Origin of the sequence: Nocardia sp. NPDC050413, from assembly GCF_040655475.1 — a bacterium.
Taxonomy (GTDB): Bacteria; Actinomycetota; Actinomycetes; order Mycobacteriales; family Mycobacteriaceae; genus Nocardia; species Nocardia coubleae.
This window is the reverse complement of sequence record NZ_JBFAJZ010000009.1, coordinates 101,939-120,469: the sequence shown is the minus strand read 5'-3', so window position 1 is coordinate 120,469 and position 18,531 is coordinate 101,939. Positions and strand designations below refer to the sequence as shown.

Sequence of the window (18,531 nt, the reverse complement as noted above, 5' to 3'; positions counted from 1 at the left end):
GCTCACTGCATCCACTCCGGCTTGATCGGCAGCCCGTTGGCCGCGCGGTATTCACAAATGGCCTTGAGGTTGTCCAGCTCCAGCTGGTGACCGGCGGAGAACATGTCCCAGAAATCGCCGACCCACACCGGCCGCTTCGGCGGCGCGGTCTCGGGATAACCGTTCTCGTCGTAGAAGGGGTGCTTGCAGTTCACCCACAGCACCACCGAACCGGGCTTGTGGAACACCACTTGCGCGTCGACCACCCGCATCAGGTAGATCATCCACAGGTGCTCGGATTGGTCCCAGGCGCAGTGATAGTCGACGGTCATCGCGTCGGAATGGGCGACGGTGCGGGTGAAACACTTGGTCTCGTCACCGAGCCGGTCGTAGGAAAGCCACAGCCCCGGTTCGTCGGTTTCGGTGAACCCGCGCAGGCTGTAGGTCCATTCCTCGAGCGAACGGGTGTCGGCGAGATACTCGAAGACCTCGCGTGGCGGTGCGTCGATATAGGTCTGGACCGGGCAGTAGTCGCCGAAGATCTGGTCGTGCGGGTACACCGAACGCAGCATGTCCATGATGATCGGGGTCGTCGCCTCCCGATCCGAGTTCTCGATGCGCAGCACGCCGGGTACCGTCTGGCCGGGAATGTCGCTGAGTGCGGGCAGGGCACTAGTTGTCACGGTGTTCTCCTCGTTGTCAGGAAAGGAAGGGCAGGAACGGCGGAATTTCGTCGGGGTCGCAAAGGATTTCGACGAAGGACGGACCGTCGGTGTTCAGGCAACGGCGCAGCGTCGCGTCGAGTTCGGCGGGTTCGTCGACGATGTGGGCGGGTAGCCCGGGGAACATGGCGGCGATGCCCGCCCCGAGACGTGTGGTGCGGAAACGGTTGAAGCTGTATCGATCTCGGTAATAGATCTGTTCACGGGTGACGCACATGGCGTGCGCGTTGTTGTTGAACACCACGAAGGTGATCGGCAGGTCGTATTCGACGGCGGTGTGGATCTCCATGCCGTGCATGAAGAACGACCCGTCGCCGGCGATCACGACGGTGCGGTGGGCGGCACCGCGGGCGAACGCCGAACCGATTCCGGCGCCGAACGCATAACCCATGCCACCCATGCCGAGCGCGACGACGAATCGTCCACCCTCGGGCACCCGTAGGTAATGCACCACCGAGGCGCCGGTGTTACCCGCATCGGCGAAAATGTCGGCGCCCTCGGGCAGTTCGCGCTGAATCGCCTCCACGACTGTGCGGTAGCGCAGGCCGGGCCCGTCGGCGGCCGGAACCGACATCAGGGTGAGGTCGGTGTTGTGCGGTTCGGTGCGCGGGGTTACGGCTGCGTCGTGGTCGACCACGGAGTGGTGCCGCTCGGGACGTAGGACGGTCAGCGCGGTCGCCAGGTCGATGCTGGTCGCGTGCGTGGCGGGCAGGTAGGGGGCCAGCGCTCCGACGCTGAGCAGGTGTAGCCCGGCGAGGACGTCGTCGAGGCCCGCGCGGGCGGTGACGGGGAGGCGGGTGCCGACCAGCAGGCAGGCACTCGCCGATTCGAGCGCCTCGATCAGGTCGGCGTGACCCATGCTGCCCGCGACACCGCAGAAGCCGGGGCCGGTGTTGGAATACACATCCTTCGCGTCGGGCGCCACGCCGATCGAGGCGTCGAGACTCTCCACCAGCGTCGCCAATTCGGCGCGAGCACTGTCCCGGGCCACCTGGCCGCCTGCGATCACGACGACTTTTCCGGTCCTGCGGGCTGCGGCGAGTTCGGCGGCGACCGCGGCCAGCGCGTCGCGCTGGCCGACGTCGGTGGATGCGGTAGCGGCCACGGCGCGGCCGCAGCGCTCGTCCGCGGCGGAGGGCGAGGCGGCAGGCTCTCCAAGTGGGCTCTGCTCGTAGACGGCGGTGGTCGAGGTGGCCGATCTGGTAGTCGTCCGGACATCCACCATGGGCCGTTGCCCACTCCCGGTTGTGGTGTAGGCCGCGACCGAATCGGGCATCGCGTGCTGCTGAATATCCTTGGGCAGCAATAGAACCGCGGGGCCGCCTTGCTCTGCTGCCGCGAGAGCCTCCGCAAGCTGCCTCGGTACCTCGGCCGCACTGGTGACCCGCGCGCAATATCGGCTCACAGTCGCGAACATTGCTGCCGCGTCGAGAGATTCGGCCAGTCCACTGGAATCCTGGAACGCGCCGCGACCTTCCAGGCTCGTCGGCGGCTGACCGACCAGCGCCAGAACCGGCACCCGCGATGCGAATGACTCCGCCAGCCCGGCAACCAGATTCACCGCACCACCGCCGGACGTGGCCGCGACGACCCCGAGTCCGCCGGTGCTGCGCGCGTACCCGTCGGCCATGGCCGCCGCCGAGAACTCGTGTTTGGCGATGATCCCGGCCGGGTGACCGCCCGCGTCGAAGATCGCGTCGTAGAGGTCTTCGATATTGGCGCCGTCGACGCCGAAGATCTGGCCGATGCCCCGGTCGGCCACCGCCCGCACCAGGTAGTCCACCACTCGGTCCGGCATCGGCACTCCTTCTCCGCCACGCGAAACTCGGCGGTGATCACCGCCGTCACCTCGGATTACGTGGGACACCTACGCCGAGTTCAGAGGGTGGGCGAATACCAACCCTTGTGTGTACGTATACATCTATGTATATTGGGTTCATGCCCAACAAGACGATCTACGTATCCGACGACGATCTGCCGGTGTTCCAGCGGGCTCAGGAGCTCGTCGGCGGCAATCTCTCCAGCACGGTGGTCAGCGCGCTGCGCAAGCTCATCGAGTCGGAGGAGGGTCGTGCGGCCGGGTTCGACGAGGTCGTCCTGAGGGTCGGTCGTGACGGCGTGCGGCAGGTGCGCTTCCAGGGCGTTCTGCTGGGCGAATGGCGTGATATGACCGACAAGCGGACGCTGCACCAGCAGGTGTATCGCAGCCGCAAGGGCAAGTTCGTGCTCGCCACCCACACCGCGAAGTGGAAGGACTACCCGTCCGACGACCTCGGTGACCTGAAGGACTGGAAGAACTGGCGGCGCTTGCTCGGCATCGGCGACCAGGCCACCGACTGGGGCGACTACGAGTACGAGATCCTCGACGATCCGAAGGACCTGAAGGACCGGATCCCCGACAACCTGTACCGCAAGGTCGAAGAGGTCACCGCGCACCCGCGCATCGAAGACCTCGACATCTAGCGCACCACAACAACTCTCATCGACACCGCGGCCCCGAGGGGGCGGTGTGGCTAAAACATGCACTTATTCGCACCAATGAATGCAATCTTCTGGAAAGGGACGACCATGGTTCACCCGGCCATCACCGCCCGCGGCCTGCGCAAGGCGTACGGCGAGCACACGGTTCTCGACGGCATCGACCTCACCGTCGCCGAGGGCACGATCTTCTCCCTGCTCGGGCCCAACGGCGCGGGCAAGACCACCACCGTGCAGATCCTCACCACCCTGATCGGCGCCGACGACGGCGAGATCCGGGTCGGTGGCCACGACGTACGCGCCTCGGTCGACGACGTGCGCGAACTCATCGGCGTGACGGGCCAGTTCGCCGCCGTCGACGAGTTGCTCACCGGCCGCGAGAACCTCGAGCTCATGGGCGCCCTGAACCACCTCCCGAAGCGGAAGATCCGCAGCCTCGCCACCGAACTGCTGGAGCGGTTCGACCTCGTCGAGGCCGCCGACAAACCGGCGAGCACCTACTCCGGCGGCATGACCCGCAGACTCGACCTGGCCATGACCCTCGTCGGCGATCCGCGCATCATCTTCCTCGACGAACCGACGACCGGCCTCGACCCGCGCAGCCGCCGCTCCATCTGGGACATCATCCGCACGCTCGTCGACGACCTCGGCGTCACCGTCTTCCTCACCACCCAGTACCTGGAGGAAGCCGACCAGCTGGCCGACCGCATCGCGGTGCTCGATCAGGGCCGCATCGTCGCCGAAGGCACCGCGGCGGAACTCAAACGACTCATCCCCGGCGGACACATCCGCATCGACTTCGCCGACCGTGCCCGCCTCGACGCGGCGCGTTTCGCCCTCGGTTCCTCGGCGCAGGTGCTCGAAGGCAGCGACGGCCTCACCCTGGCCGTCCCGGGCGACGGCGGCGTGCGTTCACTGCGCGCCGTGCTCGATGTGCTCGACGCCAATCGGATCGAGGCGGGCGGCATCTCGGTGCACACCCCGAACCTCGACGACGTGTTCCTCACCCTCACCGGCAAGCCGACCACTCAGGAGACCGTGCGATGACCACCCAGACCGTCCGGCGCGATCATACGTTCGCCGACACCATGACGATGTTGCGCCGCAACATCACCCACGCCAAGCGCTACCCGAGCATGACGTTCAGCATCATCATCATGCCGATCGTGCTGCTGCTCGTGTTCAACTACGTGTTCGGCGGCGCGCTCGAAAAGTCTTCCGGCGGTGAGTACATCGACTACCTCGCCCCCGGCATGCTGTTGCTGCTGCCCGCGTACATGACGGTGTCGGTGGCGGTCTCGATAGCCACCGACGCCAGCAAGGGCATCGTGAACCGCTTTCGGGTGATGGCGATTTCGCAATCCTCGATGCTCACCGGCCATGTGCTCGGCGCACTCATCCAAGCGATGGCGGGTATCACGGTGATGACCGCCGTGGCGCTGCTCATCGGGTTCCGGCCCAACGCCAACGCTCTGGAATGGGTGGGGGCCTTCGGGTTGCTCGCGCTGGTGACCTTCGCCTTCGTCTGGCTCGCCATCGCCCTCGGCCTGCTGTCGCCGAACGCCGAAAGCGCCAGCAACGCACCGTTTCCCATCGTGATGATGCCGTTCCTCGGCAGCGGCCTGGTCGCCACCGACACCATGCCGGTCGGCCTGCGTCAGTTCGCCGAGTACCAGCCGTTCACACCCATCACCGAAACCCTGCGCGGGCTGCTGATGAGCACCGAGATCGGTGTGAACGGCTGGGTCTCGCTGGCCTGGTGCGCGGTGATCGCCGGTGGCGGGTTCCTCTGGTCGAAGTCGATCTTCCGCAAGCAAACCCGCTGAGAGACAACACGGTCCGGCCACCTCGCCAGGGGTGGCCGGACTTTCAGTTGCGTTCCAGCTCGATCGGGTGGGTGGCCAGCAGCGACAGCGGCAACGGCTGACGCCGCAACACCCCTGCCCACAGGTCGTGGCGATCGGTCGCGACCGGGTCCGACGGCAACGCCGACACCACCACCCAGTCGTCGTTGTCTAGTTCACCCTCGAGCTGACCCATCGACCAGCCCGCGTACCCGGCGAAGATGCGGATGCCCTCCACCAGCGGGGCGATCTCGTCGGGATCGGCGTCCAGGTCCACGAGCACCACGCGCCCGTCCACCCGGCGCAGCCCGCGCACCTCGCCGATCTCGGCGCCGACCCGGAGCACGCCGAGGCACAGCGCGGCGTCGCGTTTCACCGGACCACCGATGTAGAGCTCGGCCGGCTCGGCCACCAAGTCGGCCCACAGCGGCAGCACATCGCGCACCGGGGTCTCGCTCGGGCGGTTGAGCACCACGCCGAGACTGCCCGCGTCGTTGTGCTCGATGACGTACACGACTGTCCGCCGAAAAGTAGGTTCTACCAGGTCGATCGCGGACACCAGCAGGTTACCGGCACGGATGCGGGCACCGAGCTGTCCGCGCCGTCGGTCGTCGCCGTGCCCGTCGCGAGTCCGGCGTTCGTCCGGGTCGTCTCCGCGTGCCACCGGCCCATCATCGCATTGGATGGGTGTCCCGCGCTTCCCTCGACCCGGGGAGAACCGGAAAATATCTCGCCCCGACCGGCCCGGCGCTGCCCGGTAGGGTCGCGTCATGCACACGCCCGAAGTCCTGCTCGACGACAGCGACGCCGTGTACGACTACTACCTGCGACATCGGCAGAACCGGTGGAAGGCGCTGGCTTCCTACGCGGTGCTCGCCCGGCGGTTCCGGCCGAGGATCAGCTACGCCGAGGGCGCCAAGGCGCAGGTCGCCGCGCTGGTGCGCGGCAAGCGGCCGATCATCTACGCCATCAACCACCTGTCCACGAGCGACCCGTACACCGTCGCCGCCGCGGCCTGGCGGTCCCCGCTGCGCGCCAAGATCGGCCGGGTACGTGTGCTGGCCAAGGACGAACTGTTCGCCGATCCCGAACAGCGCCGCAAGGTCGACATGATGGGCGGGATCCCGGTGTTCCGGGGCAAGGACCACGGCATCCGCGCGGTGAACGCGGCTGGTCAGCGCATGATGGACGTGTGCGCCCAGCGCCTCGCCGACGGCGATCACCTCGCGGTCTTCCCCGAGGGCACCTGCAACCTCGTCGACCACAAGACGGTGCAGCCGGTCGGCAGCGGCATCGGCCACATCGCCTTCCGTGCCGCCAAACTCGGCGCACCGCCCGCGTTGGTCGCCATCGGCTTGAGTTACGGGCCGCGCCCCGCCGACGCGATCGAACCCGGCGCCGACGAGGTGGTGTCGTCGAGCTTCTACTTCCGAACGCCCGTGCTGGAGCTACCCGCCCGGCCGGGCGATATCGCCCGTCTTGTCAAGGACGAACTGCAAGCCGCCGTCGACGGCGCCGTCGCCAACTACTGAGGCAGCCCGAACATCTCCCTGGCTCCCTGGGGGACCAGGGAGATGTAGCGGGGGTTTTCGGTGATGAAGTGCAGCACCATCGAACACATCGGCAGCACCTCGAACCCTTCCTTACGGCTGGTCGTCAGCGCGGACTCGACCAGCGTGTTCCCCAATCCGCGACCCTGGAATTCCGGGTAGATCTCGGTGTGGACGAGGGCGCGTTCGGCACCGGTGTCCTGGTATTCGATGTAGCCGGCGGGGGTACCGTCGGAGATGAGTTCGAACCGCTCCAGCGCGGTATTTTCGCGGACCTCGGTCGCCATGTGTAGAAGCTACAGTGTTTGTTGGAGCGCTGGCGCGCTCGAGTTCGCGGCCCCGCCGGTCCCGACGATCAGGCACCGTGGCTTGCTCCTTCGTCGCCTACGCCACGGCACCTGATCGTCGGGACGGCCGCGAACCGCCGCTTCGCGGCGTCCCCTCCTCGAGGTCGGGGAGTGCGGGGCCGGGAAGGCGGGGTGGTGCGTTCTCGCGCAGTGGTGTTGTCGAAGACGGTGGCGGGTTCTGGGGTTTGCCCGGAGAATGTCGGGATGAGTGGTCCTCGAGTGGTGCTTGCCCCTGACAAGTTCAAGGGTTCGCTGACCGCGCCCGAGGTGGCGGCCGCGTTGGGGGTGGGGATCAGGCGCCGGGCGCCCGGGGCCGATGTGCGGGCGGTGCCGGTGGCCGACGGTGGCGACGGGATGGTCGAGGCCTTCGCGGCGGCCGGGTGGCAGCGGGTCGAGATCGACGCGCCGGGGCCGACGGGTGAGCCTTCGCGGGCGGTGTACGCGATGCGCGACGAGACCGCGGTGGTGGAGTTGGCCGCGGCGGTCGGGTTGGTGAAACTTCCCGGTGGCAGGCTCGCGCCGTTGCGGGCCGACACCTTCGGTCTGGGTGTTGTGGTGGCGCACGCGCTGGACGCGGGGGCGCGCGAGATCGTGCTCGGGCTCGGCGGAAGTGCCTCGACCGATGGTGGGTCGGGTCTGCTGCGCGCGCTCGGCCTGCGCCTGCTCGACGAGAACAACGACGAACTGGACGGCACCGCGATGGATGTCGTCACCCTGCTGAGCCGGGTGGCGGCCGTCGACCGGGCGGGGCTGCATCCCGCTGTCGCGCGGGCACGGTTCACCCTTGCCTGCGATGTCGACAACCCGCTGCTCGGACCGGCCGGTGCGGTGGCGGTGTACTCGCCGCAGAAGGGCGCCGACCGGCACATGATGGTGAAACTCGAAGCGGCACTCACCAATTGGGCTGCCATCCTGGGCACCGGCTATGCCGAGATCGGGGGTGCGGGCGCGGCGGGCGGCACCGGTTTCGGGGCGCTTGCCGTCCTCGGCGCCGAGGTCCGCAGCGGCATCGACGTGCTGCTCGAGCTGCTCGAATTCACCGCGCTTGTCAAGGGGGCGACGCTGGTGGTGACGGGTGAAGGGTCGCTCGATCACCAGAGCATGCACGGCAAGGCGCCCGTGGGTGTCGCGGCGGCGGCCAATGCGGCGCGCGTGCCAGTGGTGGCGGCGGTGGGCCGGACGATGCTGTCGCCGGGCGAGATTCGCGCCGCGGGGTTCGCCGCCTGCTACCCGCTCAGCGACCTGGAACCCGACGCGGCGCGGTCGATGCTGACCGCCGGGAAACTACTCGAGCGCATCGGCGAGCGCATCGCCCGCGAACACCTGTAGCCCGCCGGTCACACCAGCACGGCGCGATGCCGGTCGCCCCACGCCTCGAGCGGGGCGAGCGCGTCGCGCAGCGTTTCGCCGAGCGGGGTCAGCGAGTATTCGACGCGCGGCGGGATCTCCGGAAAGATCTCGCGACGCACCACCCCGGCCGCCTCGAGATGGCGCAAGTTCTCGGTGAGCACCTTCTCGCTCACACCGTCGAGCAGCCGCCGGATGTTGCCGAATCGCTGCGGCCCTTCGCCGAGCACCCACATCAGGTGCAGTTTCCATTTGCCGCCGACCACGTCGATAGCCAGGCTCATACCACACACCTGGTGATCTGCGTCACTGCTCATCGTCTGCGCACCCTTCTGACCGTATTTCGAACCTATAGGTAAGCAACCGCACTGCGACGTGCGGTCTTCCCGCGCGCTGCCCACGCCGACACCATGGAAACCGGCGCCGAACCAATCCGTATCGAAAAAGCGAAGGGCTACACCATGAGTACCCGATCAGTTTCCGTTCTCGGCCTGGGCCCGATGGGTCAGTCCATGGTCAAGGCCTTCCTCGAGGCGGGCGTCGAGGTGACCGTGTGGAACCGCAGCACCGCCAAGGTCGACGCCATGGTCGCCCTGGGGGCCAAGCGGGCCGAGACCGTCGCCGAGGCGCTCGACGCCAACGAGGTGTCGGTGCTCAGCCTCACCCACTACGACGCCATGTACGACGTGCTCGGCCAGGCGGTCGACCACCTGCCCGGCAAGGTGATCGCCAACCTGTCCTCCGATTCGCCGGAGAAGGCGCGGGCGGGTGCCAAGTGGGTGCGTGAGCGCGGCGCCGAGTTCTTCTCGGGTGGGGTGATGTCGGCGGGCGACAATATCGCCCATCCCGCGTCCTACATCTTCTACAGCGGCCCCAAGGCGGTGTTCGACGCGCACGCCGACCTGCTGCGCCCGCTGAGCCCGCAGGAGTACCTCGGCGCCGACGACGGCCTGGCGCAGGTCTTCTACCAGGCGTTGCTGGTGATCTTCCACCCCTGGTTGCTCGCCTTCGACCAGGCCACCGCCGTGATCTCGAAGTCCGGTCACGACATCGCCCAGTTCGTTCCGTTCGCGGTCCGCGCCAGCGAGGCGTTCCCGTACTTCATGGAGCAGTTCTCGGTGGCGAACCAGAACGGCGGCTGGGCCGACCTGGCCAGCCTGAAGATGATGGACGCGGGCGCGCAGCACATCATCGACGCCAGCGAGGAGGTCGGTGTCGACGCCGCGTTCTCGCACCTGGCGCAGTCGTTCTGGCGCAAGGCCATCGCGGCCAGCGAGGTCGCGGGCAAGCCCGTGTCGACCTATGAGCTGATGCGCGGCGAGAACTCCTGAGGCAGCGGCGAAACCGTCCGACGTGGGGTCGGACGGTTCGCTCGTTCTAGGCCGTTCCGGTGCCGAGCCGGGGGAACGGCTCGGTGGAGAACACCACCTCCACGGCTACCTCGAAATAGGCCGCGATGCGCAGCGCCAGGTGCAGGCTCGGGCTGTATTCGCCGCGTTCGAGGTAGCCGATGGTCTGGTAGTGCACACCGAGTGCTTCGGCGAGGTCGCGCCGGGAGATGCCGCGCTCGGCGCGCAGCATCGCGATGCGGTTGTAGATGACCTCAGAAGGCACGCTGCATCGCCTTGTCCCGGCGCGTCGCCATGGTCGCGCCCGACTCGTGCTCGGCCATCCGGCGCAGCACGACCGGGGCGAGAGCCAAGCCGACGACGGCCCAGATGCCGAGGACCCCAACTGTTTCCAGATGACGCCAGGACTGGTCGAGTTCGATGCCGACGGCCTCGCCGGGCAGCAGCGCCGAGCGCATGCCGAGGGCGAGCCAGTACATCGGGAACAGCTGGCCGAGCACCTGCAACCAGCCGGGCAGCGCGGTGATCGGGTAGAAGACGCCGGAGATCGCGATCAGGCCCATCAGCGGGATGGTCAGCAGGAAGGCCGTCCTGGTGTCGAGCACGCTGCCGAGGATGGCGCCGATCGGCAGCACGGCCAGCAGGCCGAGCACGAGCACCCACGCGAAGGTCGCCACCGCGCCGGGTCCGCTCAGCGAGGAGCCGCCGATGATCGCCATTCCCACACCGAGCACGATAACCACCTGCGCCACCACCGCCCCCGTGGTGCTCACGATTTTGCCGACGAAGTAGCCGGCCATGCCCTTGGGCACCGCTTTGGCCCGCAGCAGCGTGCCGTCCTCGCGGTCGAGCACCAGCACATTGAGGATGGCGTACATCCCGTTGAAGGCGATGATGCTGCCGAGCAGGCCGGGTACCGCCAGCTCGGCGATACCGAGCCCGCTGTCGCCGTAGTCGCGGTCGCGCAGCAGGAACAGCACTCCGAGAGTGATTGCCGGGGTGAGGAATTGGCCGATCAGATCGGGCGCGTTGGTGTAGACCTGCCGCAATTCGATCAGGCCGCGGGCGAAACCGGCGCGCAGAGCGGTGTTCATCGGGTCACCTCCGTGAGGGCGTGGACGGTCTCGCCGGACTCGGCGCGCCGGACCAGTGTCATATAGGTGTCTTCCAGCGAGGCGCGGCGCACCTCGAGGTCGGCGATGTCGGTGCCGTGCTGGGTGAACAGCTCGTGCACGAACTTGGTGGACTCGGTGGTGGTGTGCACGAACCGCTGATCGTCGACGGTCCAGCTCACCTGCGCTTCCCCCGCGATCGAGCGGGCGAGCGCGTCGGGTGACCCGTCGGCGATCACCCGCCCACCGGCCAGGATCAGGATGCGGTCGGCCAGCTTCTCGGCCTCGTCGAGATCGTGGGTGGTGAGCAGGACGGTGGTGTTCTCCAGATCGGCCAGCCGGTGCACCAGATCGTGGAAATCGCGGCGCGCGGCCGGGTCGAAACCGGCGGTCGGCTCGTCCATGAACAGCAGTTCGGGCCTGCCGACGATGCCGATGGCCACATCGAGCCTGCGCCGCTGCCCACCCGAGAGCGTGGCGATCTTCGCGCCCGCCTGCTCGGTGAGGCCGACGAGTTCGATGAGCTCGTCTGTGTCCCAGGGCCGTTGGATATTCGCCGTGGCGTAGGGACGGTAGTAGGTGCCGAGGTGCTGAAGTAGTTCGCGCACACGCCATTTCGCGTGATCGCGCCAGGACTGCAGCACCACACCCACCCTGGCGCGCCAGTGTTCGTCACCGTGTTCGGGATCGGCCCCCAGCACGTCGACCCGACCGGCCGACCTCCTGCGGAACCCCTCGAGGATCTCGATCGTGGTGGTTTTGCCCGCGCCGTTCGGCCCGAGCATGACGAGCACCTCCCCGCGTGTGGCCTGAAATGTCACATCGTGCAGCACATCCGCCTCGTCGTAGCGCATCCGCAACCGCTGGACGTCGAGAACGACGCCGTTACTCGAAGCCATGATTCCTCCCAGTCATCGACCTTCGATGAGATGTAGCATATGTACTACATCTCATCGCGGCAATGCTTTTGCGAAAACGGGCAAATCGGATCTCGACGCTCGCTCCCGATCGACGGCTGACATGCTTGGGGCATGGAGAACGCGAGTCGCTACCTGGCTCCCTCGGGTATCGAGGCGACACTGCTCGGAGTCGTCAATTGGCTGCCGAGACTCGGCATCAGCATCATGGGTTCGCGGCTGCTCGCCGTGCGCGGCCGCACCAGCGGCGAATGGCGCACCACCATGGTGAACGTGCTCGCCGACGCCGACGGCACGCGTTATCTGGTCGCGCCACGCGGCCACACTCAATGGGTGCGCAATCTGCGCGTCGCGGGTGGGGGCGAACTGCGGCTCGGCCGCAAGGCCGAAACCTTCTCGGCCACCGAGGTTCCCGACGCGGACAAGGTGCCGGTGCTGCGCCTCTACCTGAAGAAATTCGGCTGGGAGGTCGGCGCCTTCTTCGAGGGTGTCGGTAAGGACTCGACCGACGAGGAACTCGCCGCGATCGCGCCGGGATTCCCCGTCTTCCGCCTGGCCTAGACCCGCGTGCTCAGGAACTCGATCGCCGCCGCGTAACCCTGGATGCCGAGTCCGGCGATGACGGCGGTGGCGATGGGGGAGACGAAGGAGTGGTGCCGGAATTCCTCGCGGGCATGCACATTGCTGATGTGCACCTCGACGATCGGGACCTCCGGGATCACCAGGGCATCGCGCAGGGCGACCGAAGTATGGGTGAGGCCACCGGGATTCACGACGATGGCCGACTCGACGCCGCGCGCCTGATGGATCCGATCGATCAGGGCACCTTCGTGATTGGACTGGAAGGCCACCACCTCGCGCCCGAAGCGGGCCGCCGTGCGTTCGCAGAGGGCGACCACGTCGTCGAGGGTGTCGGAGCCGTAGATCTGTGGTTGACGGGTGCCGAGCATGTTCAGGTTCGGCCCGTTCAGCACGAGAATCGGACCGGTGGCCTGCACGGACGTCTCCATGCGTCGAGCCTAACCCGCGGCCCCGGCGCCGGATCGTCGCACCGTCGTCGGGGCGGACATTCCGTGTGCCGGGGCCGTGGAACTCAGAGGCCGGTAGGGCCTTCCGCGCGTAGGTCGTCCACTTTGCGCATGGCTTCGCGCAATTCGGCCAACCAGCTCTCGGCGTGCTTGCCCGCCAGCTTCACCGTCCAGGCCAGCGCGTCGGCGCGGGAACGGGCGACGCCCGCATCGATCAGGGTGTCGAGCACCTGGCGTTCGGGCTGACGCAGGCGGGTCATCACGGGAACGGCCAAGTGGGTGAACAGGATTCGCTCACCGTTCACGCGAACGCCCCAGGCGACACTTCGCCCGTACCGGCGCTGGGCCTCGTCGGCGATGCGCATGCGCGCCGGGCGGGTCGACTCGCGGAAGCGAGCGAGCGCGCCCTCGCGGGTCGCCGCCGAGGCGGGTGCGTCCGCGTCGCCGGGATCGGGGAGTTCACCGACGACGACGATCTCGTCGCGGTCGATCTCGAGTTCGGGCGGGCCGGTGAACCAGTCGGCGGGCAATCGTCCGGCGAACCAGTCGGCGGCGTCGGCCGCGTCGGGTAGGTCGGCCTGTTGCCAGCCGCCGGGACGGCCGAATCCGCGTTCGCGATGTGCGTTGCGCATGATGATCACCTGCTGTCGGAGAGTGCATGTATTGCAGTGATTACAAGATTACGCCGAAATTCGGGTGCGCGATTGTGCCGTGGGTGAACGCGAAATCGGACGGCCGGTGGCGCGCGATTGGTTGGGAGTGTCGATGGGTACCCTCGCTGTGAATCGCCAGACGATGCGAGATACTCACAAGTGCGCGGGCCTGCCGGTACGGTAAGCGCGCCAGTTGTTGCCACTGGCAGGGCGAGGTTCGAAATCACCCCCTCACGGGGTCGGAGTTCGGGCACAATCGATGTGCTGAGGTCGGATAGCGTCCCGTTTACCGGGGCATCGGAGACGGGTCAACTTCCGGTACGGTTGTTTTGTTACCGGAGTGGCAAGAGTGAAGAGTGGGCGATATGGATGTGTGGGGATCCCGCCGCTTTCGCGTCCGGGGCGCAATGGCGATCGCGGGGGTTGCGACCCTCGCCATGGCACTGTGCTCGTGCGGCGTGGGTGGGAAGACGAGTGAGTCCGAGACCGTGGTCCAGCGGTTCACCGAGCTGCTCGACAAACAGGACTACACCAAAGCCGCCGACCTGACCTCCTACCCGGCCGCCGCTTCGGCAACCATCAAGCAAATGTTCGAGGGCCTGCAGTCGGGCACCGTCGACTACGAGAAGACCCAGGTCATCGATCTCGACGCGCAGTCGGCCATTTTCAGCATGGACGTGGCCTGGAACTTCGGCGAGAACAAGGACTGGAGCTACACGCTGCAGGGCACCGTCCGCAAGCTCGCCATCGGCTGGCGGATCAGCTGGGACCCTGCCGTGGTGATGCCGCAGTTGGCGAACAACCGCACCGTGAAGCTCGTGCGAACCACGGCCAAGCCGCCGCCGCGCGTGGTCGACCTGGCGGGCGAGCCGCTGATGACCGAACAGATCATCAATGTCATCAAGATCGATCCCGCCCGTACCGGCGACCTCGTCGCCTCCACCAACGCACTTGCCGAGGCCATCGAACCCGTCGCCCCGCTCATCACCGGGCCCTACCTGATGGAGCAGCTCGCCGCCTCACAGGGCAAGCCGGTGGTCGCGGTGAATCTGCGCGAAGGCGATTTCGCCATTCTGGAGCCGAGGATGGCCAAGGTGCCCGGCGTGGTGATGGAGAAGCAGCCCAAGCTGATCTCCGCCGACCGCCGCACCTGGTCGCCGATGCTCGACTCGCTGCGCGAGGTGTGGAAGGCCAGCCTGGAGGCCACGGCCGGCTGGGGCGTCCAGATCTTCGAGGCCGACGGACGGTTCGTCAACCAGGTGGCCGGATACCAGGGCCCCGCCGGTCCCGACATCGCCGCGACCATGGACCAGCGCCTGCAGCGGGCCGCCGAGGACGCGGTGGTCAGCGTCGGCACGCCTGCCTCGGTGGTGGCGATCCAGCCGTCGACCGGTGCCGTTGTCGCGGTCGCGCAGAACAGTTACGCCACCGAGAAGGGGCCCATCGCGTTCACCGGGCTGTTCCCGGCGGGCGGCACGATGGAGCTGTTCCGCGCGGTAGCCGCCGCGACGAAGAACAAAGCGCCGCAGGATGTTTCGGTGCAGGAAGCCTCGGAGGCCGCCGCCGCGCTCGGCGTGGGTGTCGACTTCAAGGTGGCCGGGCTCGACGAGGTCACCGGACGGATCGCCGCACCCGGGCGCAGCACCGAACAGGTGCGTCAGGGCGCCGGTTCCGATGCGGTGCTGGCCAGCCCGTTCGGCATGGCGCTCGCCGCCGCCGCCATCGCACGTGGCGAGGTGGCCGCGCCGATGATCGAGGCGGGCAAGCCGGGCAAGGTCGACAACCCGATCCCCGCCCTGCCCCAACCCGCCGTCGACCGCTTGCGCGCGATGATGCACGAGGGCATCAACAAGCCGGAAACCGCCGCGCTGCGTGGCTTCCGCGACGTCACCGCGTTCGCCGCGACCGGCGGATCCGACGGCTGGCTGCTCGCCACGATGGGCGACCTGGCGTTCGCGGTCCACATAGCCGATGTCGACAGCGGTGACGCCACCTCCCGCTTGGCCGCCGTCCTCCTGAAGTCCCTGGCCACCCCGGACGCTTGAGCTGTTCCGCCTCTCCGGGAATTTGGCCGGACTCAGGTGCGGTGAGACTTGCGTCGGCGGCCAGACTGGGCAGCGGGTCACGCTAGCCCGTGCCCGGTGAGTTACCCATGTGCTTGCGGGATCAGGTGCCGCCTTAGGCTGCTCGGTGTGAAGAGATTCGCGCCTTTTGCTGTCGACGCCCTGCTAGTGATCGTTTTTTGTGCGATCGGGCGGCGTAGTCACGACGAGGATGTGCTTGCCGGGCTGGTGAAGACGGTGTGGCCGTTCGCGGTCGGGCTTCTCGTCGGGTGGGGGATTGCTTGGGCCATCGCGCGGGGGCGGCGGTTCGATCCGGCGGCGCTGTGGCCGAGTGGCGTGGTGATCTGGGGGTCGACGCTGGTCGGTGGGATGGTGTTGCGGGCCGTGAGTGGGCAGGGGACCGCGGTGAGCTTCATGATCGTGGCGGCTTCGGTGCTCGCGCTGTTCCTGCTCGGGTGGCGGGCGGCTGTGCGCGCGCTGCGCTAGATCCGGCGCTGCTTGAACTCGGCTTCGTATTCCTCGTCGTCGGCCTGCTTGGTGCGGAACAGGAACGCGAAAACGATCCAGCCGACGATCGCGACCAGGATGAAACTCACGAACCGGTACACGAACGCGGCGGCGACCGCCTGCGCAGCGGGCAGACCCGCACCGGCGGTGAGACCGTAGATCAAGGTGGCGTCCACGTAGACGATGCCGCCGGGCGCGAACGGAATCGAACCCACCGCCTTGCCCGCGGCGAACGCGATGAGCAGGCCCGACAGCTTGGGATCGGCACCCACCGCGTAACACGCCGCGCCGAGACAGGCCACGTCGGCGAACCGGTGCACCAGCGCCCACACCCCGACCAGCGCGCCGTCACGTTTGCCCAGGTCGACCGATTCCAGTTGCGCCCGGATCTCGGCCAGCTTGGGAATGCCGTGGTCGGCGGGCTTTTTCCGTAATCGGTTCACCAGCGCGAGCACCTTGCGCAGCATCGCCTCGAGCGTGCCCGGATGCCTGGCCAGATAGGAGCCCGCCACCAGCACCGCACCCAGCAGCACCAGGGTGGCGATGAGTTTCACGCCGATGCCCTGGCCGACGAGGGCAGCGCCGGCGATACCGAGCAGCGCGAGCCCGGCGGCGGCGACCACGCCGGAGAACACCAGCTGCCACGACGCGACGATCGGGCTCGCACCCCAGCGCCGGGTCTGGCGGTAGGTGAAGGCGGTGGAGAACACCTGGCCCGCGGGCAGGGTCAGCGACATGGCGGTGGCGCCGTACACCACCGACACCGACTTGCCCTGGCTCACGTCGACCCCGCCCGCGTGCAGCAGCTGCTTCTGCACCCGCCCGAACCCGCTCATGGACACGGCCTGGGCGAACACGCACAGCAGCACCCAGCCCCAGTGGATCTCGGTGAGCGTGCGCCACGATTCGTGCAGCCGGGGCCACAGGTACACGCCCTCGCCGACCAGCAGCGCGAGCAGGATCGCGCCGAGTACCCATTTCACCCAGCGAAAACGGTTTCCTCGGCGCGCGACCGGATGCGCGGCGGGATCGCCTGCTAGGTCGCCGTCGGCCGTCACCATGTCAGCCTAGCGAACGCGACTGTTCTCCCTGGTCCACACCGGGCGTGGCCGCCACCGGCTTCGGCCAGGCCAGGCGGGTTTTTCTGCGTCTGCCACGCAGCTGGACCTCGTCGCCGGTCTCCCAATGGTCTTGCTCGCTTTCCGAGGCGAAGTACAGCGCGCTACCCGAAGCGAGAACGCGGCCGGGGTGCTCTTTGGCCAGTTCGGTGAGTCGCGACGCCTCGTTGACGGGGTCGCCGATCACGGTGTATTCGAAGCGATTCGCCGCGCCGATATTGCCCGCGACTGCCAGTCCCGCCGACACGCCGATGCCGACATCGAGGGTGGTCACCTCGCGCAGCGCCTCCCGCAGCTCGCGGGCGGCGGCCAAGGCGGCGGTCGGTGCGTCGGGGCGGTCGAGCGGTGCGCCGAAGATGGCGAGGGCGGCGTCGCCGACGAACTTGTTGACGAAGCCGTGGTGGCGGTCGATCACGTCGACGACCACCCGGAAGAACTCGTTGAGCAGGCTCACCACCTCGGTGGGCGGACGTTCGGCCGCGGCGGCGGTCGACCCGACCATGTCGACGAAAAGCACCGCGACGAAGCGGGTCTCACCGCCGAGTTCGGTCCCGTAGTCCAGCGCGCGCTGCGCGACTTCCTCACCGACGTGCTGACCGAACAGTTCCTGCAGCTTGCGACGTTTGGCTGCCTCTTCCATCATCCGGTTGAAACCGACCTGCAGCAGGCCGATCTCGCTGCCGTCGTACACCTCGACCTGCACGTCACGCGCGCCCGCCTGCACCCTGTTGATGGCTTGGGACAGCTGACGAACAGGGTCGGAGATGGACGATCCGGTGAGCATCGACAGCGCGAGCGCCTGCAGGATCACCACGCCGCACAGCAGCAGGATGGAGATGGCAAGCGACTTCGCCGAGAACTTCACATCCGAGGAGATCTGGGTGACGCACAGCAGCACGATCGCGATGGTCGGCGCGAACGTGCCCATTCCCCAGGTCATCGCCATGCGTGTGCCGACACCGGGGGTGAGGGTGTGGTCGAAGGTGCCCTCGGTGAGCGCCTCGGCCGCGACCGGGCGCAGAATGCGTTCGCCGAGCATGTAGGTGAAGCCGAACACGATGGTGGCGGCCATACATTCGGTGACGATCACCGCGCCCGCCAGCTCCGGCGATTCGGCGATGATGAGCGCGGCGAGGATGGCACCACCGATGATCCACAGGACCAGGTGCACGATCGACTGCCGCAACGGCACGTGCAGCGCCGCCATCTGTTCGCGCCTGCTCGGCGGACCACCACGCATCTGCCAGCGCATCACCGGGCGCAACATGATGGCGGCGGCGATGATGCTGAGCACCGCGGCGGCACCGAACACGACGAGCGGGGCGAGCAGGCCCGCTTCGCGCACGCCACCCTGATGACCCTCGGGAACCGGCAGGCCGTACTGGATGAACGCCCAGACCAGCACCGCGCCGAAGGCATTGGCCAGCAGTACCGAGGTCAGATACAGCGGCCAGCGCGTTCGCATGGTCTGTTTGACCGCTTCCAGAGGCGCCGACACGACAACCAATCTAGCGTTG

The 18,531-nt window shown here is 67.7% G+C and carries 21 protein-coding genes; 9 read left to right on the top strand and 12 right to left on the bottom strand.

Going from position 1 to position 18,531, the window contains the following annotated elements; translation table 11 throughout:
• Positions 1–2 precede the first annotated feature (2 nt).
• Together AB0I19_RS21350 and AB0I19_RS21345 are read right to left on the bottom strand one after the other, a co-directional pair.
• Complete coding sequence (locus AB0I19_RS21350) at positions 3–662, bottom strand: hypothetical protein (RefSeq protein WP_067643499.1); 660 nt, start codon at positions 660–662, stop codon at positions 3–5.
• A gap of 16 nt (positions 663–678) precedes the next feature.
• Positions 679–2,499 (bottom strand): thiamine pyrophosphate-binding protein, encoded by a 1,821-nt coding sequence (locus AB0I19_RS21345; RefSeq protein WP_357150691.1) that lies wholly within the window; start codon positions 2,497–2,499, stop codon positions 679–681.
• Between the two features lie 140 nt (positions 2,500–2,639).
• On the opposite strand from AB0I19_RS21345, the gene AB0I19_RS21340 reads away from it, so the two are divergent.
• The 3 genes from AB0I19_RS21340 (at position 2,640) to AB0I19_RS21330 (ending at position 5,005) form a co-directional block, all read left to right on the top strand.
• A complete protein-coding gene (locus tag AB0I19_RS21340; RefSeq protein WP_357150690.1) occupies positions 2,640–3,164 on the top strand; it encodes an EXLDI protein in 525 nt (174 codons plus the stop codon).
• Between the two features lie 105 nt (positions 3,165–3,269).
• A complete protein-coding gene (locus AB0I19_RS21335; RefSeq protein WP_357150689.1) occupies positions 3,270–4,226 on the top strand; it encodes an ATP-binding cassette domain-containing protein in 957 nt (318 codons plus the stop codon).
• Entirely contained in the window at positions 4,223–5,005 is a 783-nt protein-coding gene (locus AB0I19_RS21330) for an ABC transporter permease (RefSeq protein ID WP_357150688.1), read from the top strand. The genes AB0I19_RS21335 and AB0I19_RS21330 overlap by 4 nt, the downstream gene beginning before the upstream one ends.
• Positions 5,006–5,048: 43 nt before the next feature.
• On the opposite strand, the gene AB0I19_RS21325 is transcribed toward AB0I19_RS21330, so the two are convergent.
• The gene (locus tag AB0I19_RS21325; protein ID WP_357150687.1) at positions 5,049–5,687 is read right to left on the bottom strand and encodes a YqgE/AlgH family protein; all 639 of its coding nucleotides are present in this window, start codon (positions 5,685–5,687) and stop codon (positions 5,049–5,051) included.
• Between the two features lie 106 nt (positions 5,688–5,793).
• Between AB0I19_RS21325 and AB0I19_RS21320 the strand changes: the two genes are divergently transcribed.
• Positions 5,794–6,555 carry a 1-acyl-sn-glycerol-3-phosphate acyltransferase gene (locus tag AB0I19_RS21320; protein WP_067643509.1) on the top strand — a complete coding sequence of 254 codons (762 nt, stop codon included), beginning with the start codon at positions 5,794–5,796 and terminating at the stop codon, positions 6,553–6,555.
• Here AB0I19_RS21320 and AB0I19_RS21315 read toward each other — a convergent pair.
• The gene (locus AB0I19_RS21315; RefSeq protein ID WP_067497724.1) at positions 6,549–6,860 is read right to left on the bottom strand and encodes a GNAT family N-acetyltransferase; all 312 of its coding nucleotides are present in this window, start codon (positions 6,858–6,860) and stop codon (positions 6,549–6,551) included. The genes AB0I19_RS21320 and AB0I19_RS21315 overlap by 7 nt on opposite strands.
• 264 nt (positions 6,861–7,124) lie before the next feature.
• Between AB0I19_RS21315 and AB0I19_RS21310 the strand changes: the two genes are divergently transcribed.
• Entirely contained in the window at positions 7,125–8,249 is a 1,125-nt protein-coding gene (locus AB0I19_RS21310) for a glycerate kinase (RefSeq protein ID WP_357150686.1), read from the top strand.
• An 8-nt stretch (positions 8,250–8,257) separates the two neighbouring features.
• Here the strand turns inward: AB0I19_RS21310 and AB0I19_RS21305 are convergent, their stop codons facing one another.
• A complete protein-coding gene (locus AB0I19_RS21305; RefSeq protein ID WP_067497730.1) occupies positions 8,258–8,584 on the bottom strand; it encodes a helix-turn-helix domain-containing protein in 327 nt (108 codons plus the stop codon).
• 144 nt (positions 8,585–8,728) lie between these two features.
• Here AB0I19_RS21305 and AB0I19_RS21300 point away from each other — a divergent pair, with 144 nt between their 5' ends.
• Positions 8,729–9,598 carry an NAD(P)-binding domain-containing protein gene (locus AB0I19_RS21300; RefSeq protein ID WP_357150685.1) on the top strand — a complete coding sequence of 290 codons (870 nt, stop codon included), beginning with the start codon at positions 8,729–8,731 and terminating at the stop codon, positions 9,596–9,598.
• Between the two features lie 46 nt (positions 9,599–9,644).
• Here AB0I19_RS21300 and AB0I19_RS21295 read toward each other — a convergent pair whose 3' ends face one another.
• From AB0I19_RS21295 to AB0I19_RS21285, 3 genes are read right to left on the bottom strand one after another with little or no spacing between them, the layout of a single operon-like run.
• Positions 9,645–9,881: a helix-turn-helix transcriptional regulator gene (locus AB0I19_RS21295; protein WP_067643518.1), complete on the bottom strand. Its 237-nt coding sequence runs from the start codon at positions 9,879–9,881 to the stop codon at positions 9,645–9,647.
• The gene (locus AB0I19_RS21290; protein WP_357150684.1) at positions 9,871–10,710 is read right to left on the bottom strand and encodes an ABC transporter permease; all 840 of its coding nucleotides are present in this window, start codon (positions 10,708–10,710) and stop codon (positions 9,871–9,873) included. The genes AB0I19_RS21295 and AB0I19_RS21290 overlap by 11 nt, the downstream gene beginning before the upstream one ends.
• A complete protein-coding gene (locus AB0I19_RS21285; RefSeq protein WP_357150683.1) occupies positions 10,707–11,627 on the bottom strand; it encodes an ABC transporter ATP-binding protein in 921 nt (306 codons plus the stop codon). Before AB0I19_RS21285 ends, AB0I19_RS21290 begins: the two co-directional genes overlap by 4 nt.
• Positions 11,628–11,759: 132 nt before the next feature.
• Between AB0I19_RS21285 and AB0I19_RS21280 the strand changes: the two genes are divergently transcribed.
• Positions 11,760–12,206: a nitroreductase/quinone reductase family protein gene (locus tag AB0I19_RS21280; protein ID WP_357150682.1), complete on the top strand. Its 447-nt coding sequence runs from the start codon at positions 11,760–11,762 to the stop codon at positions 12,204–12,206.
• On the opposite strand, the gene aroQ is transcribed toward AB0I19_RS21280, so the two are convergent.
• Both aroQ and AB0I19_RS21270 read right to left on the bottom strand, forming a co-directional pair.
• Positions 12,203–12,655, bottom strand: coding sequence for a type II 3-dehydroquinate dehydratase (gene aroQ, locus AB0I19_RS21275; RefSeq protein ID WP_067497745.1), 453 nt, complete (start codon positions 12,653–12,655; stop codon positions 12,203–12,205). The two genes, AB0I19_RS21280 and aroQ, sit on opposite strands and share 4 nt — an antisense overlap.
• A gap of 83 nt (positions 12,656–12,738) precedes the next feature.
• On the bottom strand, positions 12,739–13,305 hold the full coding sequence (locus tag AB0I19_RS21270) for a hypothetical protein (protein WP_067497800.1): 567 nt from the start codon (positions 13,303–13,305) through the stop codon (positions 12,739–12,741).
• A 479-nt stretch (positions 13,306–13,784) separates the two neighbouring features.
• Here AB0I19_RS21270 and AB0I19_RS21265 point away from each other — a divergent pair, with 479 nt between their 5' ends.
• Together AB0I19_RS21265 and AB0I19_RS21260 are read left to right on the top strand one after the other, a co-directional pair.
• Positions 13,785–15,371 carry an NTF2-like N-terminal transpeptidase domain-containing protein gene (locus AB0I19_RS21265; RefSeq protein ID WP_357150681.1) on the top strand — a complete coding sequence of 529 codons (1,587 nt, stop codon included), beginning with the start codon at positions 13,785–13,787 and terminating at the stop codon, positions 15,369–15,371.
• A 147-nt stretch (positions 15,372–15,518) separates the two neighbouring features.
• Positions 15,519–15,875, top strand: a complete 357-nt coding sequence (locus AB0I19_RS21260) for a DUF3054 domain-containing protein (protein WP_357150680.1) — start codon at positions 15,519–15,521, stop codon at positions 15,873–15,875.
• On the opposite strand, the gene AB0I19_RS21255 is transcribed toward AB0I19_RS21260, so the two are convergent.
• Complete coding sequence (locus AB0I19_RS21255; RefSeq protein ID WP_357150679.1) at positions 15,872–16,954, bottom strand: YbhN family protein; 1,083 nt, start codon at positions 16,952–16,954, stop codon at positions 15,872–15,874. The genes AB0I19_RS21260 and AB0I19_RS21255 overlap by 4 nt on opposite strands.
• Before the next feature lie 4 nt (positions 16,955–16,958).
• Positions 16,959–18,479 carry an adenylate/guanylate cyclase domain-containing protein gene (locus tag AB0I19_RS21250; RefSeq protein ID WP_357150781.1) on the bottom strand — a complete coding sequence of 507 codons (1,521 nt, stop codon included), beginning with the start codon at positions 18,477–18,479 and terminating at the stop codon, positions 16,959–16,961.
• Positions 18,480–18,531: the final 52 nt, after the last annotated feature.

Excerpts from the sequence above, each read along its gene's own strand:
- AB0I19_RS21345 (WP_357150691.1), bottom strand. The coding sequence starts at position 2,499 with ATGCCGGACCGAGTGGTGGACTACCTGGTGCGGGCGGTGGCCGACCGG.
- AB0I19_RS21340 (WP_357150690.1), top strand. The coding sequence starts at position 2,640 with ATGCCCAACAAGACGATCTACGTATCCGACGACGATCTGCCGGTGTTC.
- AB0I19_RS21335 (WP_357150689.1), top strand. The coding sequence starts at position 3,270 with ATGGTTCACCCGGCCATCACCGCCCGCGGCCTGCGCAAGGCGTACGGC.
- AB0I19_RS21330 (WP_357150688.1), top strand. The coding sequence starts at position 4,223 with ATGACCACCCAGACCGTCCGGCGCGATCATACGTTCGCCGACACCATG.
- AB0I19_RS21320 (WP_067643509.1), top strand. The coding sequence starts at position 5,794 with ATGCACACGCCCGAAGTCCTGCTCGACGACAGCGACGCCGTGTACGAC.
- AB0I19_RS21315 (WP_067497724.1), bottom strand. The coding sequence starts at position 6,860 with ATGGCGACCGAGGTCCGCGAAAATACCGCGCTGGAGCGGTTCGAACTC.
- AB0I19_RS21310 (WP_357150686.1), top strand. The coding sequence starts at position 7,125 with ATGAGTGGTCCTCGAGTGGTGCTTGCCCCTGACAAGTTCAAGGGTTCG.
- AB0I19_RS21305 (WP_067497730.1), bottom strand. The coding sequence starts at position 8,584 with ATGAGCAGTGACGCAGATCACCAGGTGTGTGGTATGAGCCTGGCTATC.
- AB0I19_RS21300 (WP_357150685.1), top strand. The coding sequence starts at position 8,729 with ATGAGTACCCGATCAGTTTCCGTTCTCGGCCTGGGCCCGATGGGTCAG.
- AB0I19_RS21290 (WP_357150684.1), bottom strand. The coding sequence starts at position 10,710 with ATGAACACCGCTCTGCGCGCCGGTTTCGCCCGCGGCCTGATCGAATTG.
- AB0I19_RS21285 (WP_357150683.1), bottom strand. The coding sequence starts at position 11,627 with ATGGCTTCGAGTAACGGCGTCGTTCTCGACGTCCAGCGGTTGCGGATG.
- AB0I19_RS21280 (WP_357150682.1), top strand. The coding sequence starts at position 11,760 with ATGGAGAACGCGAGTCGCTACCTGGCTCCCTCGGGTATCGAGGCGACA.
- aroQ (WP_067497745.1), bottom strand. The coding sequence starts at position 12,655 with ATGGAGACGTCCGTGCAGGCCACCGGTCCGATTCTCGTGCTGAACGGG.
- AB0I19_RS21270 (WP_067497800.1), bottom strand. The coding sequence starts at position 13,305 with ATGCGCAACGCACATCGCGAACGCGGATTCGGCCGTCCCGGCGGCTGG.
- AB0I19_RS21250 (WP_357150781.1), bottom strand. The coding sequence starts at position 18,479 with ATGCGAACGCGCTGGCCGCTGTATCTGACCTCGGTACTGCTGGCCAAT.